A 16,141-nucleotide genomic window follows, 5' to 3' on the forward strand; every position below is an offset into this window, starting at 1 on the left:
ATGCTCTCCTGATGACAAGACCTGTCCCAATAGTAGAACATCCTCAGGGTGCGGCGTTGTTAAGCCGCACAACAAGGTAAACACAGGGGCTGTCGCTCTCATTGATGAAGTGGCATTCGTTAGGCGGCCCCAGCTCAAGGCAATCCCCCGTCTGCATCTGATGGCGCGCCTCGCCCTCCACGAACACCAGTTCGCCTGACTGCACCCAGATAAGCTGGCGGGCGAAGGCGTAGGCGGACGCGGGCATCGGAATGTCGCTGCCTGCGGGCAATTCCACCTGCACCAGATCGAGCGGCAGGTCGGAGCGCGGCGAGACATGCCGGCGCAGGTAGTGGCTTTGCGGGTCCCGCCAGACGGGTTGATCGTTAAAGCGCAACAGCTTGCCTTCCTGCATTTCCGCCCGGGCAATCAGCGTTGACATGCTCAGCCCGAACGCGCCGGACAGGCGCCCCAGCAGCGTGGCGGTCGGGCTGCTGTCGCCGCGTTCGATTTTATGGATCATGGCGCGGGAAACCCCTGCCCGCTCGGCAAGCTCGCTTTGCGACCAGCCGCGCGTCTCGCGTTCCGTGCGAATGCGCTCACCAATCCGTTGACTTAATGTGTCGATGATATTATTCATAGCTGAACATTATAGTGTACGAACGCCGAGGTTCAACGATGATAATCCGCCGCGCCACTGCAGAAGACTGCGCCGCTATTGCCGATATTTTTAACTATGCGGTGGTGCATACTGCCGCTATCTGGAACGACACCACGGTCGACACGGAAAACCGTCTCGCCTGGTTTTATCAGCGCGGCAATGCCGGTTACCCGGTGCTGGTCGCGCAGGAAAACAACCTCGTGGTGGGCTACGCCTCGTTTGGCGACTGGCGCGCGTTTGATGGTTTTCGCCATACCGTAGAGCATTCCGTCTATGTTCACCCTGACCACCACGGGAAAGGAATTGGCCGAGCGCTGATGGAACATCTTATCGTCGAGGCGCGACAGATTGGCAAACATGTGATGGTGGCGGGCATTGAATCGCAGAATGCCGCCTCCATCGCCCTGCACCATAAGCTCGGTTTTACCATTACCGCGCAGATGCCGCAGGTCGGCACTAAATTTGGCCGCTGGCTGGATCTCACGTTTATGCAACTGCAGCTCGATAACCGAAGCGAGCCGGACCTGATGCCATGAACGCCTCCTTAACCCTGCTGTTCCTTACTGCCGCAGGTATCGGGCTGGTGGTGCAAAACACGATTATGGTGCGCATCACCCAGTCCGCATCGACCATTCTTATCGCCATGTTGCTGAACTCGCTGGTCGGCATCGTGTTGTTCACCACCATTTTGTTGTTCAGAAACGGGCTGGCCGGCTTTAGCGAGCTGGTTGCGACGGTGCGCTGGTGGACGCTGATCCCGGGGCTGCTGGGGTCATTTTTTGTGTTCGCCAGCATTAGCGGCTATCAGTACGTGGGGGCGGCCACCACTATCGCGGTGCTGGTCGCAAGCCAACTGGTAGGCGGCCTGGTATTAGATATCGTACGCAGCCACGGCCTCTCTTTTCGCACGCTCGCAGGCCCGGTGGCCGGCGCGGTCTTGTTGGTTATCGGTGCCTGGCTGGTGGCGAGACGGCAGTTTTGATGCGGTGTGACTAAAAAATAAAGCCCATCCAGCATGGGCTTTACACTAACTTTATAACTTGCCGTTATTGGCCCGAAGATTAGCAGAACGCTTAACTTTCAGTTCAGAGCCTAAGTCAACGCGCCCATTTGCGACTTTCACTTCACCCGATTCGAGTTTGTTTTTTAACGCTTGCCCGGCTACTGCCTGAAGGCGTCTTCCCATTTCGAGTTTCAGACAGTCAGACGAAGCGCTATAAGGACTTATAACTTTTTGTTGTGACGACATAACTTCTTCCTCCTATCGCCGTATCGCTCCAGGCGCACCAGCCGTCAAACCTTTGAAATAACCTGCTACGAGGATGTCCATCCAGACCGAGCAAGGCGGAATAGAGTTCTGTTAAATCTGTTTTACGTTGATTTTCACAATCATTCGCTGCCGAAAAAACATAGGCTGCAGCGCAGGATACAGTGTAATGGTCAAAAATTATGCTTGCAACGTTAAACAAAACTCGCCCACCCATTACGCCGGTATGCTCAACGTGCTGATATCCGTATAGTTGTTGTGTAAGCGGATCTATCCTGTCAAAAATTACGGTCCATACCCCATTCACAGGGAAGAGGAAATCCGGGCAGGCATGATAAATATCTACCCCCTTCGTTAAAAGCTCGTGCATCGTCTTAATGTGCTCGAATCCAACCGCATAGGCTATTCCGGCGGTTTCAAAGAGTCGAAAAACAATGCCGTCGCCAAATGCTTCATTAAATGGATGCCGCCAGCTTATTGCGTTAACCACGTAACAGCCTCCCTGCCGCAGTGCCTTTTCATATTCTCTGGCCGAGGATACAGGTGGGCATAGATGGAGCAAGCGCTTATCGGTAGTGGAGGCAACTATTCAGAATAATAAAAGAGAAACAACGTGGAGGCTTAAAATCGAAAGGATAAGTAACCGCGCCCGGCCGCAAACCGGGCGCGCAAGATTACTGCTGTCCGCTGCGCCGTGCGCTGACGGTCGCCAGCGCCGCCCAGTCGAGCTTTTCGTCGCCGTGCGCCAGCGCATCAAGGTAGTTGTCGCGCAGCACGCCGGCGATGCCCATCGGCACGTTTTTGCTTTCCGCCGCCTGCTGGGCGAGACGCACATCTTTCAACCCAAGCTTCATGGTAAAGCCCGCCGGCGAGTAGCGGTCTTCGGCGATCATCGCGCCATAATTTTTGTACGCCGGCGCGGCGAACAGCGTGCTGGTAAGCATGCCGAGAAAATCGCCCTTGCCCACGTCATACGCTTCCACCAGCGCGGACGCTTCGCCCATCGCCTCGATGGCGCTCGCTATCATAAAGTTCGCCGCCAGTTTAACCGTCGCCGCCTGGGCAGGCCTGTCGCCGAAGCGCCAGGTTTTTTGCCCCAGTACGTCGAAGATCTCCTGCACGTTATCGAGCAGGGCTGCATCGCCTGCGGTCAAAATATTCAGGTTGCCCGCAGCCGCCACATCAACACGGCCCAGCACAGGCGCGGCGATATAAGAGACGCCTTTTTCATGGGCGCGTCTTTCCATCTCTTCGGTGAACGCGACCGACACGGTCGCCATGTTGATCCAGATAGCGCCACGCGCAAGGGCCGCCAGCGCGCCCTGCCCTAAAACAACCTGTTCGGTGGCGACATCATCGGCAAGGATAGTAATAAGCACGGTCGCGGACGCGATATCCGCCGGGCTTGCCGCAAGCGTCGCGCCCTGCTCCGCCAGCTTCTGCGCAGGTTCAGGCGATCGGTTCCACACCGTCACCTCATAACCGGCGTTCAAAAGATTGCTCGCCATCGGCTGGCCCATGCCGCCGAGGCCCAAAAAAGCAATATGCATGCTCCCTCCGTTAAATTATGCTGCCGCCTTTGGTCAACGCCGCCACCCGCTCCACCGCTTCGCGCTCGCGATCCTCTTTATGTTGACGGCCGTGGTGAGCAATGGCGTTACGCAGCCGCTGCTGCTGTTCGTAGCGTTCTTCGCGCCCGAGCGCCGTATCTTCGCTCAGGGCGACCAGCAGTTCATTCATATGGGCGATAACGCTCTCGCCAATCGCCGCGTCGACGCGGCTTTTTACTTGATCCAGATGGGACATGAGAACTCCTTAACCACGCCACGGCTTCGCGCCGCGGCGTAAACCTCAGTTAAGCTTCGCTTTCGAGAAATCGCTACCCATCAGGCTGACGCTGTAGCCGCTGACATTGTTGCGGGTAGCGAAGAAGGTTTTTCCGTTCGCCAACGGAATCCATTGCGCCTGCTGCCAGAAAATCTCCTGCGATTGTTGATAAAGCTTAGCGCGCGCAGCGGGGTCGCTCTCGCGTTTAGCCTGGTCAATCAGCGAGGTATATTTTTTGTCGCACCAGCGCGCCGCGTTGGAGCCGCTCTGAATGCTGTCGCAGCTCAGCAGGACGTCGGCGAAGTTATCCGGGTCGCCGTTGTCGGACATCCAGCCATACAGCGCGGAGGCATGTTCGCCCTTGCGCAGGCCGGAGAGGTATTCGCCCCACTCATAGCTGACGATTTTCGCCTTCACGCCGACCTTCGCCCAGTCGTTCTGGATCATCTCAGCAATACGGCGCGAGTTAGGGTTATAAGGACGCTGCACCGGCATCGACCAGAGATCGGTTTCAAATCCCTTCTCCAGCCCCGCCTGCTTGAGCAGCGCCTTCGCTTTTTCCGGGTCATAGCCGTACTCTGGCAAATCTTTATTAAAACCCATCATGTTCGGCGGAATGGGCGATTTCGCCACGCTGCCGCTGCCCATAAACACGGCGTTGATTATCGCTTTCTTGTCCACCGCATAGTTCAGCGCCTGGCGCACCAGCACGTTATCGAACGGCTTTTTCTGCGTGTTGAATGCAAGATAGCCGACGTTCAGCGCTTCCACGCTGTGCAGCGTTAGGTTTTTATCCGCGTTGATCTGCGCAAACTGCACCGGGCTCGGCGCCGGGATTATCTGGCACTCGTTGGTTTTGAGTTTGGCGAGGCGGGTCTCCACGCTCGGGGTAATAGAGAAAATCAGATGCTTGGTCGGCACGTCGCCATCCCAGTAGTCAGGGTTCGCGATGTAGCGGATCAGGGAGTCGACCTTGTACTGCTGAAGCGCGTAAGGACCGGTGCCGATGGGCCAGTTATCCACGTTCTCCGGCGTGCCCTTTTTCATCATCGCGTCGGCATATTCGGCTGACAGAATCGAGGCGAAATCCATGCCCCAGTCAGCCAGGAATGCCGCGTTCGGCTCGCTCAGGGTGAACTGCACGTGGTAATCGTCGAGCTTTTTCACGTCGGTGATGAGTTTATCGAGCCCGACGTCGTTGAAATACTCGTAGTTGCCCTGCGACACGTTGTGATACGGATGCTTCGGATCTTTCTGGCGCATCACGGAGAAAATCACGTCGTCCGCATTAAAGTCGCGCGTTGGTTTAAAGTATTTATTGCTGTTGAACTTCACTCCCTGGCGCAGGGTGAAGGTCCAGACTTTGCCGTCATCGCTCACTTTCCATTCGGTCGCGAGCGAAGGCACCGGAGTGTTGGTCTTCGGGTCAAATGTCACCAGGCGGTTATAGAGCACCTGCGAACTCGCCACGAAAGTCGGGCCAGAGCTGGCTATCTGCGGGTTGAAGGATTCCGGCGAGGCTTCGGAGCAGTAGATAATCGTGTCGCTGGAGGCCGCCTGCGCGGCGGTCGGCAGCAACGCCGCCCCGAGCAGCAGCCCGAGCAGCGTCTTAGTGGTCGTCATCTTTGCCATAAAAACACCAATTATTATTAAGGTAAATATTATGAATGGTAATCACAACACACGCTTATGCCACTGGCAAATAACAAAAAACTGGCTGGTTATGCATTTTTAGCCGTTTTCGCTCAATACGCCGCCAGATCCAGCCTGAAACTTCGCAACTCGCCATTATCCTCTTTGCCGCCAGGCGGTTGCGCCACAAGTCAAGAAAATTCCTAAGGTTCAATAGCCCGAGAATTCGCCCCTTTTCGCTTTTCTTTTTCCGTTTGCTTGCGCTTGCCCCTGGTAAAGTGGAGCGGTGAAAAAAGTTTTTCTGCAGAGAGTGTGACGTGGCAAAAATTCTATTGCGCAGCGGTTTTCTGGATGACTTCCAGGGCGTTGGCGAAAACGGCCAGGCGGTGTTTGACTCCGCGCTGCAAATCCGTGAAACCCTGCGCCTTCGCAAACAGCCGCTGGAGGCGTGTCTCGCCATCCCGCAGCTTAACGATGACGGCGACCGGGTAGACTGGTATGCGCCAGTGACAGGCGAGGTGATGAGCTGGGCGGCGGCAAACGAAGAGGAGCGCCGTCGCGCCCGGCGCTTGCTGGAGAGCGCTGTCGCCAGCGCCCGCGCGCTGAGCCAGCGCTGCCTGCAATCGGAAAAGACCGCGCAGCAGTTATTCGGCGCGCTGCTCGCCAAAGCCTTGCAGTTTCCAGCCGCGAACCACATTTACCTGGTCGACGGCAAGCCAGTCATTACCTTCTGGGGCTTTGTGAACCTTAACCAGAGCGTGCGCGACGACGTGCTCGACTGCCTGGCGGAAGAAGAACGCGAGCCGGAAATCGTGATGCTGCCAGAGGAACCGGAAGAGGAGCCGGAACCGGCCCGCATTGTATTAAGCGAGCCGGACGCGCCGCTGCTGGCTGTCGCCCCTGCGCCCGTAGCGCCGCAACCCGCTCCCGCTGCGCCCTTTATCGCGGAACCTGCCGCCGTTGAGCCCGCGCCAGTGGCCGCTGCCGCCCCTGCGCCTGCGCCTGCGCCTGCCCGTCAACGCCGCACGTTGTGGCTGCTGCCGCTTGCCGCCGCCGTGGCGCTGGCCATCGGCGCGCCTGCTGGCTGGAAACTGCTGCATACCGATAGCGCCGTGAAACCTGCGGTGTCCGTCGCTGATATCAAAGCCGTGGAGATCGCGCCTGCGCCGGTGCAAACCGCAGATGCGCCAGCGCCCGCAAAAGCGGCGCAAACGCCGGCGCCGGTTCAGCCGCAGCCCACCGCGGCGCTGCCGCTTGCGCAAGCGCAAATCACGCCCCCTGAGGAAGCGGCAAAGCCTGAGGCCGCGCCCGCCGAACCGCCGAAAGCGCTGATGGTGATGGACCCAGGCCAGGTGAAAGCCGGTTCAACCCGTTTTCTGAATGGCGTATGGCGCGTTACCGTCGACGTGAACGATCCGGTGACCGGCAAACCGCCCGCCCTGCGCTATGAACTTAACGATAATAAAGGCACGGTGCGCATTACCCGCGGCGGCGTAAGCTGTCGCGCCGAGCTTTACGCCGGGCTGCACCAGTCCGGCACGCTGATGATCAAAAGCCGGGGCAACGCCCGCTGCAGCGACGGCACCCGCTATCCGGTGCCGGAAGTGGCCTGTAAAGCAGGCGAGCGGGATGTAGCCCAGTGCACGGGCCGTTACGATGAGAAGACCGTGCTGCCCCTGACGTTTAAGAAAGTGAGCGCCTGATCCTATGCTGGCAAACCTGTGTGATTACAAACAGAGCGTCACCCTGATTGAAAACAGCGGTGTGCAGTTTTTAGATTTTGGCGTAACGCCTGTGGATGCGCCGCACGGCGGACGCTTCGTGCGTAAAACCGCCAACGGCCCACTGCTGCGCCTGGATTACGACAGCGCGGGCGGCAAATTTACGCTGCCCTCGCCGAACGGCGGTCAGCCTGAAGTGGTGCGCCCGGAAAGCACTCTGGCGCTTAGCCAGTCGCTGGCAGCGCTGGACGGCGTCTGGCTGCCGCTGCCGGTGCTGCGCTTCAACCCGCCGCGCACCTTCGTGCAGGGGCCGGATAACTGGGCGCGAATGCAGGTCCGCCGCCTCGAAACGCCCGACAGCGCAGGCCATACGCACCGCGTGACGCTGGCATTCGATACGCAAATCCAGAGTGACGAAAGCCAACAGGGACAGCTTGCGCCGGTGGCAAACGACGTGCGCAACGGCACCCGCTTCGCCCTCGCCTGGCGCGATGACGAAGTGGCCGACTTTCTTGACCAGACGTGGGTTGACGGCTGGCTGCGCGAAACCTTTACCCAGTACGCCACCTTGCACGAGGCGCGCAGCGAAGAGGCGCTGACCCGCGCCATGAAAGGCTTTGAGTATCAGGGCCACTGGCTGAACCTGCTGACCATGCTTGGCGAGCAGATAAGCGTGCCGGAGCTGAAAATCGTTACCGCCACCCTCAATGCCCCGGCCGTGCCGGTGGATTTAATTCTGGACGTTGGCAACACGCACACCTGCGGCGTCATTATCGAAGATCATGGCGAAGCGAACGACGGCCTGCGCCAGACGATGGAGTTGCAGGTACGCTCGCTCAGCGAACCGCAATTTCTTAACGAGCCGATGTTCACCAGCCGCCTGTCGTTTGCCGAAGCGCGTTTTGGCAAACAGCACTTCTCCGTGGAAAGCGGCCGCGACGACGCCTTTACCTGGCCTTCTATCGTGCGCGTGGGCGACGAAGCGCGAAAACTGGCGATGCAGCGCCTCGGCACCGACGGCAGCAGCGGCATCTCCAGCCCGCGCCGCTATCTGTGGGATGAAACCCCCGCCTCGCAGGCCTGGCGCTTTAACCTGCTGACGCCAAAAACCCAGCGCGAGCCCCTCGCCACGGCGTTCCCGCTGATGAACCTGATGAACGACGAAGGCCAGCCGCTGTGGGAGCTGCCGGCGGACGAGCGCTTGCCGGTCTTCTCGCCGCAGTACAGCCGCAGTTCGCTGATGACCCATATGCTCTGCGAGCTGCTCTCTCAGGCGTTGTGCCAGATTAACAGCGTGGCGAGCCGCCTGCGCATGGGTAACGCCCATTCGCCGCGCCAGCTGCGCACGCTTATCCTCACCCTCCCCTCGGCGATGCCGAAACAGGAGCGCGAGATATTCCGCCGCCGCATGCAGGAGGCGATTGCGCTGGTCTGGAAAGCGCTCGGCTGGCATCCGCAGGATGACGATTTCACCTCCCCGAAAGGCCAGCAGAAGAGCCTTGTGCCCGCGCCGCTGGTGCAGATGGACTGGGACGAGGCGAGCTGCGGCCAGCTGGTCTGGCTCTACAACGAAGCGATGGTGCGCTTCAACGGCCAGACCGAGCGCTTTTTCGCAAGCTTCGCCCGCCCGGACCGCGAAACCCCGCCCGGCGAACAGCCGGGCCGCCAGCTTCGCGTCGCCTCGATAGACATTGGCGGCGGCACTACCGACATGGCGATTACCGACTACCGGCTTGACGACGGCGTAGGCAGCAACGTCAAAATCGCGCCCGAGCTGCTGTTTCGTGAAGGGTTTAAAGTGGCGGGCGACGACCTGCTGCTGGATATCATTCAGCGCTGCGTGCTGCCCGCTCTGCAGGAGAGCCTGCAAAAGGCGGGCGCGCCGGATGCGGTGACGCTGATGTCCACCCTGTTCGGCGATTCCGGCCGTATGGATACGCAGGCGATTCTGCGCCAGCAAACCGCGTTGCAACTACTGATGCCGGTGGGCCACGCCATTTTGCAGGCCTGGCAGGAGAGCGATGTTAACGATCCGCTCGCGGGGCTACACGCCACGCTCGGCGAGTTGCTGACCCGCAAGCCGACCGCCAACGTGCTGAACTATCTGCACCAGGCCATCGGCCACGCGTTGCCGGGCGACGCCGCGGCGTTCACGGTGCTGGACGTGCCCCTGCAGATCCGCTTCAGCGAGCTGCAGGAGGCGATGCTGGGCGGCAAATTCAGCCTCTGCGCGCCGCTGCATGCGCTTTGCGAAGCTATCACCCACTATGCCTGCGACGTCTTACTGGTCACTGGCCGCCCGGGCTGCCTGCCGGGCGTGCAGGCGCTTGTCCGCCACCTTCAGCCGGTGCCGGTCAACCGTATTGTCTGGCTGGATAATTACGAAGTGCACGAATGGTATCCGTTCAGCCAGCATGGCCGCGTGGGCAACCCGAAAGCCACCGCCGCCGTCGGCGCGATGCTCTGTGCGCTGGCGCTCGATTTACGCCTGCCGCGCTTTAACTTCAAGGCGGCGGATATCGGCGCCTATTCCACCGTGCGCTACCTGGGCGTGCTCGACAGCGTGGCGAACCTGCTTAGCGACGAAAATGTCTGGTACCGCGAGATAGACCTGGATAACGCCGGCGAGAAGCTCGACGCCCGCCTGCACTTCCCGCTGCGCGGCAACGTCACGCTCGGCTTCCGCCAGCTCGACAATGTGCGCTGGCCCGCTACGCCGCTCTATACCCTGTCGGTGAACGCGCCGGAGCTGGCGAAAGCGATAGCTGGCGACGGCGTGCTTAACGTTCGCCTGCAGCTTGCGGGCGGCGGTAAAAACCGCGCGCCGGAAGCCTTCAGCCTGGCGGAAGCCTGGCTTTCCGACGGCACGCGGGTACCTACCGAACAGCTTACTTTCAAACTCAATACGCTGGCTGACCGCCGCAGCAGCGGCAGCCACTACTGGATAGACAGCGGGAGCGTTTATTTAAAATGAGTCGCCAGAACCTCACTTCACGCACTCTGAGCGCCCTGACCGACTGGGTTGAGCGCACCCGCGATCGCGCGCCGCTGCTGGATGACGAAGCCGATGCTCTGCTGGCACGGCTGCAGCAGCTTGAGAGCAAGGCCAGCGCCATTTCGAACCTCAGCGATGCGCCGCGCACGCTGGGGCTTTACGGCTATTGCGGCGCGGGCAAAGCGTTTTTACTCTCAACGCTTGCCAGCAGCCAGCCGGAGCGGCTGAACGTCGCGCCCGGCGGCAAACATCTTGATTACCTTACGCATATCAACCCGGGCAACAGCGCCACGGCGATGGCGGTCCGCTTTACCCGCGATGAGGGCGACTTGCCGGATCGTTTTGCGCTGCGGTTGCGCCTGTTAAGCGAAAGCGAACTGGTGCAGATTTTTATTGCTCACTACTACGCCAACGGCGCGGTGCGCACGCTGACTGACGCCCAGATTCAACAGCGTCTGGCCCCGCTGCGGGCGCTTTGCCAGCCGCAGGCGCACCCGGTCGTGCATGCTGATGATGTCGCCGCCCTGACTGACTTCTGGCGCGAGACAACGCCGAAGCGCCAGCAGAGCCTGACAGAAGCGAGCTGGCATCAGCTGGCGACGCTGCTCCCGGCGCTCACGCTTAACGAACGCGTGCGCGTTTACGCCCTGCTGTGGGGGGAAAATCAGGAGCTGACCCAGCAGTGGCTGGCCCTGGCGCAAGCGCTGGAGCTGCTTGGCAACGCACCAGAGGTCGCCGCGCCGCTGAGTCTGCTGGTGGATGCGTTCTCCCTGCCTGCGGAAGGATTTTTACTGCCTGGCGGCGCCGCGGATGAGCGCGTACAGGTCTGCCCGCTTGAGACAAACGGCCAACAGCCTGCGCTAAGCGTACCGGTCGCCACGCTCGCCCTGCTGACCCGCGAACTGGTCTTGCCGCTGGTGGACGCCACGCAGCCGCACGATACCGACCTGCTTGATATTCCTGGCGCCCAGCCTGACCACAGCCTTGCGTCCTGCAAAACGCGGTGGCTGCTTACCTGCTACCGTCAGCGCCAGCAGCCGGACGTACTGCTGGTGTGCAACGCCGCCCCTGAGCGCGCCGCGATTATTCCCGCCGCCCGCGCGCTTCGTCGCTGGGTGGACGACACGCAGCCACAAACGCAGACGCAGCCGAATCTGGTCTGGGCGATAACGCCTTTCGACGCGCGTTTCCAGGGCGGTCAGCATCTGGATGAAGGCGTGCAGCGGCTGCTCGGCAAACCCGGTGCTCGCTGGGGCGCGTTACAGGCGCTGGATGCCCGCAACGTGCAGCGCCTCGTCGAGTGGCTTGGCGCAGCGCTTGACGATGAGAACCGCCAGGCGCGCCATGCGGCGCTGGAAACGGCGCTAACGGCCTCTGCGCAGGCGCTATTTCAGCGTTATCTCGGGACAGAAAGCGGCGAGGAAGCCCGCAGCCGCGCGGAGCAGGAAGTGCGCGCGCTGCAGCGCCAGGCTTCGCGCCACGGCGATGTGCTGGAAGCGCTGCTGCCTGCCGGGCGTGTGCAAAGCGCTGATGACGATACGCCGCCCGGTATTATCGAAACCACGCAGGCGATTTTTAGCGAGAGCATAGATCTTTTTGGTGATGAAACCGCGAGCGCCCCGGCGCCTGAGCGCCAGATGAGTAAAAGCGAGCAAAACCCGCACCGCCGCTGGGTTAATCATGTGCGCCACTGGGCGCAGCAGCCGGATAACGCGGCGGCGCTGGGTCTGGAGCCGACAACCTTGCGCTGGCTTGGCGAAACGCTGGCTGTCGCCAGCTACCGGCTGAAGCTTGACGAGCAGCTCGATGCGCTGGCAAATGATGAAGCGCAGCGCCACGCCGCGCTGGCGAATTTCATAAGCTGGCTTGGCTACGCTGAAACGCCGCTGGCGCAGCGCCCCGCAAGCCGCATCAATAAAGGCGCGCCGATTTTCGCCCCGGTCGCCAGCAGCCGACAGCGCCTGACACGCCTCGCGGACCAGCCGGTGCACGCCGCCACGCGCTACGTTTACGACTGGCTGGTGGCGCTCTATACGCTTGCCTGCGACAACGTCGGCTATCGCCACCCGCTGGACGTCAACGACCGCGATCGTCAGGCCCTCGCGGACCTCTTCGCGAAGTAAAAACCGCAGGCCGGTTCGCAAAACGTGAGCCGGCCGCAACCTCGTTAAAATAGCGTGCGATATCCGCCCCGCCGCTGGTTTTTCCGCTTCCTCCCTTTACACTCTCAGCACTGCTTTACATTTCCATAACAACTGAGGTGTCTGATGGCTGCTGCTCCTTTAACTCCCGCCCTGCTTATTAACGGCGAACGCCGCGCCGCCGCGGACGGACGCACGTTTACCCGGTTGAATCCGTTGGATGAACAAACGGCGACCCTGGCGCCAGCCGCCGCGCCGGAGGATGCGCTGGCGGCAGCGGACGCGGCCGCGCAGGCGTTTGTGCGCTGGCGTGACACCGGTCCGGGCGTTCGCCGGGCGCTGCTGCTGAAGGCGGCTGAGCGGCTTGAAGCGCAGGAGTCGCAGTTCGTCGCCGCTATGGCGGCGGAAACCGGGGCGTCGGCGCAGTGGGCGGGGTTCAACGTACATCTTGCCGCAGGCCTGCTGCGCGAAGCGGCGGCGCTCACTACGCAAATTACAGGCGAAGTGATCCCTTCCGACGTGCCGGGCAGCCTCGCCATGGCGGTGCGCCAGCCGGCGGGCGTGGTTTTTGGCATGGCGCCCTGGAACGCGCCGATTATTCTCGGCGTGCGCGCCATCGCCACGCCGCTCGCCTGTGGCAACACCGTTATCCTTAAAGGCAGCGAACTCTCTCCGGCGACGCACGGACTCATTATCGAGGCGCTGCATGAAGCGGGTTTTGCGCCCGGCGTGGTCAATTTCATTACCAGCGCGCCGGAAGAGGCGGCGGCGGTAACGGAGGCCGTTATCGCTCACCCGGCCGTGCGGCGCGTCAACTTCACCGGCTCGACGCGGGTCGGCCGGATCATCGCTGAAACCTGCGCCCGCCACCTCAAGCCGGTGGTGCTGGAACTCGGCGGCAAAGCGCCGTTGCTGGTGCTGGACGACGCCGATATCACGCTCGCTGTTAACTGCGCCGCTTTTGGCGCATTCGCGAACTCCGGGCAGATCTGCATGTCCACCGAGCGTATTGTGGTGGATGCGCGCATAGCCGACGCGTTTGCAGCGCAGTTTGCGGCAAAAGCGGCCTCGCTGCCCTGCGGCGACCCGCGCAACGGGCCTGCCGTCCTTGGCTCAGTGGTGGACAGGCAGACGGTATCGCGCTGCAACGCGCTGATAGACGATGCGCTGGCGAAAGGCGCGGTGCTGCTGGCTGGCGGCAAAGCGGAAACGACGCTGATGCCCGCGACGGTGCTGGATAATGTCACGTCGTCTATGCGCATTTACCATGAAGAGTCGTTCGGACCGGTAAAAGCCATCGTTCGCGTTCGCGATGAAGAAGAAGCGATAGGCGTGGCTAACGACAGCGAGTTTGGCCTTTCCAGCGCCGTCTTTAGCCAGGATACCGCGCGCGCCTGGCGGGTGGCGCAGCGGCTGCAAAGCGGCATTTGTCATATTAACGGGCCAACGGTGCATGACGAAGCGCAGATGCCTTTTGGCGGCGTAAAAGATTCCGGCTATGGACATTTTGGCGGCCTCGCGGGAGTGCGTGAGTTCACCGAATTGCGCTGGATAACGATGCAAACCGCGCCGCGCCCTTTGCCCTTCTGACGCATTCCCAAAGCTGGCGGTTATATCCCACCTCATCATGTTCCCGGTGCGCCGCCACACGTCTCCTGAAAGGACGCGCGGCGGCGCACCGGGAAGCGAAGCGGTTCACAAAAGCCGCGCCAGCACAGGTAGCCGTCTGTAAGTAAAAAAGCCGGGACTGTTATTTTTTCAGCCAGGTTTCGAGATGTTCTATCTCCGCTTTCTGCGCTTTGATAATATCCTGCGCCATTTTTTTCATTTCCGGGTCTTTACCGTATTTGAGTTCCGTCTCGGCCATGGCTATCGCACCTTTATGGTGCTCTAACATCGATCTGGCAAACATTTTATCCGCATCGGATTCCTTCATCGCGTTCATCATGTCGCTATGCATCTTTTGCATTGCCGCCATATTTTCTTTTGCGGCAGCTGACATATTCATGTCATGCGTCATGGGTGAGTTCGGATGCTGAGCCATTACGGCGGCTGGCATGGCCAGTAATAATAAGGTCAGAATGAGTTGCGGCTTTTTCATGTGCATCACCTCGGGATAAGTGGCTGCTCTTTAACGTTTCCTGGGCCGATTTATCAACCTGATTACGGTAGCCTGAAAAACAGCGTCGGCGCATTACCGGGACCCTGTCAAAAAGGTTTACTGTCAGGTCTCGCTTAGCCTGAATCTGCCATAAACAACGTTCCTGTTATGCTCTCTTTCTCTGCGGGAGCGGCATTTTAATAATGTAGTTGATAACTTCGCTTGCCCGCATAGTGTGCCGCTCGCAAGCGATAGCCGTCCTGCGCTACGGCTGACAAAACCCCTGTAGCGCTTTTGCCAGCGCCGACGGGTTTTCCCATGACATCGAGTGCCCGGCTGCAGGAATGACCGCAGTCGACACGCCCGCGGCGGCAAGCGAGGAAAAATCATCATCAGGCAGCGACCGTTCGCCAAAGATGAGCTGTTTCGGCTTATTGAGCGACAGAAAGGCGTGATACCAGTCAACGCTGCTGCCCTTCACTAACGCGGTTGCGCCTCGCCACATCGCCCACGGCGCGTTGCTAAGCAGGCTTCCGGCCCAGGCGGCCTCTTCCTCTTCGGGCAGACGCGGATATTGCTCAATCATGCGCGGGTATTCTTCATGCATGAACTGCTCTTCACTGTAAGCCGCGATAATGCGGCTGAACTGCCCGCCGCCCGGGTGGAAATTCGGCTCGGAAACCGCCAGCCCCAGCAGGCGCTCTCCCGCCTGTTGCGCAGCCTCAATGGCGATGCTGCCGCCCATGCTGTGACCATACAGCCAGAAGGCGCTCAGGTTCAGCGTCTGCGCCAGCTCCATCACCACCTGTGCCTGGTCGCTGGTGCCGTACGCGTAATGGCGCGGCTTTTCGCTGTAGCCGCTGCCAGGCAAATCAATCAGCACAGCGCGCCGTCCGCCGAAAGCCGGGTCAATAACCACGCGCGGATAGTCATAAGATGAAGCGCAGCCCAGGCCGTGCACCATCAGCAACGGCTCGCCGTCGCCCGGGAAATCGTGATAACGAACAAAACAGCCAGCATGACGTGAATAAAAGGTTTTCATCTGTGCGCTCCTCGCTCTAAATACTGATTATATATACAGCTTTTACTGGCATAAGGCCAGCGCGGGCCTTGTTTTTGCGCGGTATCTCCAGAAAACGCAGCGGCGTAAAGAAATCCAGATTAAAGGAAATGGCATCATGCTGCCGTTGTGCTGAAATAGGCTCGAATACCCCAGAAAAGTAAGGATCACCTTATGAAAGCAAGAAAACTGGTTTCAGTAGCAGCACTGCTGGCAAGCTGCATGGCGATGGCTTCCGCTCCGGCGCTGGCAAACCCGGGTAATGGAAATGGCAACGGCGGTGGGCACGGCAACAGCGGCAACCACGGTAACAGCGGAAACCACGGTAACAGCGGAAACCACGGTAACAGCGGAAACCACGGCAATAGCGGTAACCACGGTAATGACAACGACAACGACAACGACAAAAGCGGAAAAGAAGCCGCTTCCCATGGCAAAAACTATGGCAAGCCGGATCACGTTGACGCAGATATCAGCCCTTCCCGCGCGCGCCAGCTGGCGGTGAATTATGGGCTGACGGGCTATGAGTCATTACCGCCGGGCATCGCTAAAAACCTGGCGCGCGGCAAGCCGTTACCGCCAGGCATTGCGAAAAAAGCGGTGCCAGCCGACATGCTGCGCGATCTGCCTTATTACCCGGGTTACGAATGGCGAATGGTGGGCGACGACCTGGTGCTGATTGCGCTCAGCACCGCCGTGGTGACCGCCATTATTAACGGCGTATTCGATTAATTTCTTGCTTATGGACCGGGCGGGA

At 60.2% G+C, this 16,141-nt stretch carries 15 protein-coding genes; 7 read left to right on the forward strand and 8 right to left on the reverse strand.

Annotated features, from left to right (window positions below; genetic code table 11):
* Positions 1 to 43: 43 nt before the first annotated feature.
* Positions 44 to 619, reverse strand: a complete 576-nt coding sequence (locus IEX01_RS07030; RefSeq protein WP_024557566.1) for a helix-turn-helix domain-containing protein — start codon at positions 617 to 619, stop codon at positions 44 to 46.
* A 38-nt stretch (positions 620 to 657) separates the two neighbouring features.
* On the opposite strand from IEX01_RS07030, the gene IEX01_RS07035 reads away from it, so the two are divergent.
* Together IEX01_RS07035 and IEX01_RS07040 are read left to right on the forward strand one after the other, a co-directional pair.
* On the forward strand, positions 658 to 1,176 hold the full coding sequence (locus IEX01_RS07035; RefSeq protein ID WP_188723541.1) for a GNAT family N-acetyltransferase: 519 nt from the start codon (positions 658 to 660) through the stop codon (positions 1,174 to 1,176).
* Entirely contained in the window at positions 1,173 to 1,622 is a 450-nt protein-coding gene (locus tag IEX01_RS07040) for a DMT family transporter (protein WP_024557564.1), read from the forward strand. The genes IEX01_RS07035 and IEX01_RS07040 overlap by 4 nt, the downstream gene beginning before the upstream one ends.
* A gap of 51 nt (positions 1,623 to 1,673) precedes the next feature.
* Here IEX01_RS07040 and IEX01_RS07045 read toward each other — a convergent pair whose 3' ends face one another.
* The 5 genes from IEX01_RS07045 to IEX01_RS07065 form a co-directional block, all read right to left on the reverse strand.
* Complete coding sequence (locus IEX01_RS07045; RefSeq protein WP_024557563.1) at positions 1,674 to 1,889, reverse strand: hypothetical protein; 216 nt, start codon at positions 1,887 to 1,889, stop codon at positions 1,674 to 1,676.
* Positions 1,855 to 2,397: a hypothetical protein gene (locus tag IEX01_RS07050; protein WP_125454202.1), complete on the reverse strand. Its 543-nt coding sequence runs from the start codon at positions 2,395 to 2,397 to the stop codon at positions 1,855 to 1,857. Before IEX01_RS07050 ends, IEX01_RS07045 begins: the two co-directional genes overlap by 35 nt.
* Before the next feature lie 184 nt (positions 2,398 to 2,581).
* A complete protein-coding gene (locus tag IEX01_RS07055; protein ID WP_188723542.1) occupies positions 2,582 to 3,457 on the reverse strand; it encodes an NAD(P)-dependent oxidoreductase in 876 nt (291 codons plus the stop codon).
* Between the two features lie 10 nt (positions 3,458 to 3,467).
* Positions 3,468 to 3,713 carry a DUF2526 family protein gene (locus IEX01_RS07060; RefSeq protein WP_048887532.1) on the reverse strand — a complete coding sequence of 82 codons (246 nt, stop codon included), beginning with the start codon at positions 3,711 to 3,713 and terminating at the stop codon, positions 3,468 to 3,470.
* A gap of 45 nt (positions 3,714 to 3,758) precedes the next feature.
* Positions 3,759 to 5,357 carry an ABC transporter substrate-binding protein gene (locus IEX01_RS07065; RefSeq protein WP_188723543.1) on the reverse strand — a complete coding sequence of 533 codons (1,599 nt, stop codon included), beginning with the start codon at positions 5,355 to 5,357 and terminating at the stop codon, positions 3,759 to 3,761.
* 326 nt (positions 5,358 to 5,683) lie between these two features.
* On the opposite strand from IEX01_RS07065, the gene IEX01_RS07070 reads away from it, so the two are divergent.
* The 4 genes from IEX01_RS07070 to IEX01_RS07085 all read left to right on the forward strand — a co-directional run bounded on the left by IEX01_RS07070 (position 5,684) and on the right by IEX01_RS07085 (position 13,813).
* Complete coding sequence (locus tag IEX01_RS07070; protein ID WP_188723544.1) at positions 5,684 to 7,069, forward strand: SrfA family protein; 1,386 nt, start codon at positions 5,684 to 5,686, stop codon at positions 7,067 to 7,069.
* A 4-nt stretch (positions 7,070 to 7,073) separates the two neighbouring features.
* A complete protein-coding gene (locus IEX01_RS07075; protein ID WP_188723545.1) occupies positions 7,074 to 10,061 on the forward strand; it encodes a virulence factor SrfB in 2,988 nt (995 codons plus the stop codon).
* Positions 10,058 to 12,205 (forward strand): virulence factor SrfC family protein, encoded by a 2,148-nt coding sequence (locus IEX01_RS07080; protein ID WP_188723546.1) that lies wholly within the window; start codon positions 10,058 to 10,060, stop codon positions 12,203 to 12,205. Before IEX01_RS07075 ends, IEX01_RS07080 begins: the two co-directional genes overlap by 4 nt.
* A 144-nt stretch (positions 12,206 to 12,349) precedes the next feature.
* Complete coding sequence (locus IEX01_RS07085) at positions 12,350 to 13,813, forward strand: aldehyde dehydrogenase (protein WP_188723547.1); 1,464 nt, start codon at positions 12,350 to 12,352, stop codon at positions 13,811 to 13,813.
* A 160-nt stretch (positions 13,814 to 13,973) separates the two neighbouring features.
* Here the strand turns inward: IEX01_RS07085 and copM are convergent, their stop codons facing one another.
* Complete coding sequence (copM, locus tag IEX01_RS07090; RefSeq protein ID WP_024557555.1) at positions 13,974 to 14,324, reverse strand: CopM family metallochaperone; 351 nt, start codon at positions 14,322 to 14,324, stop codon at positions 13,974 to 13,976.
* A 265-nt stretch (positions 14,325 to 14,589) separates the two neighbouring features.
* On the reverse strand, positions 14,590 to 15,366 hold the full coding sequence (locus tag IEX01_RS07095) for an alpha/beta fold hydrolase (RefSeq protein WP_188723548.1): 777 nt from the start codon (positions 15,364 to 15,366) through the stop codon (positions 14,590 to 14,592).
* Between the two features lie 192 nt (positions 15,367 to 15,558).
* On the opposite strand from IEX01_RS07095, the gene IEX01_RS07100 reads away from it, so the two are divergent.
* Positions 15,559 to 16,116, forward strand: a complete 558-nt coding sequence (locus IEX01_RS07100) for an anti-virulence regulator CigR family protein (RefSeq protein WP_188723549.1) — start codon at positions 15,559 to 15,561, stop codon at positions 16,114 to 16,116.
* The last annotated feature ends 25 nt before the right edge of the window (positions 16,117 to 16,141 follow it).

The sequence above is a fragment of the Franconibacter daqui genome, assembly GCF_014644275.1.
Classification (GTDB): domain Bacteria; phylum Pseudomonadota; class Gammaproteobacteria; order Enterobacterales; family Enterobacteriaceae; genus Franconibacter; species Franconibacter pulveris.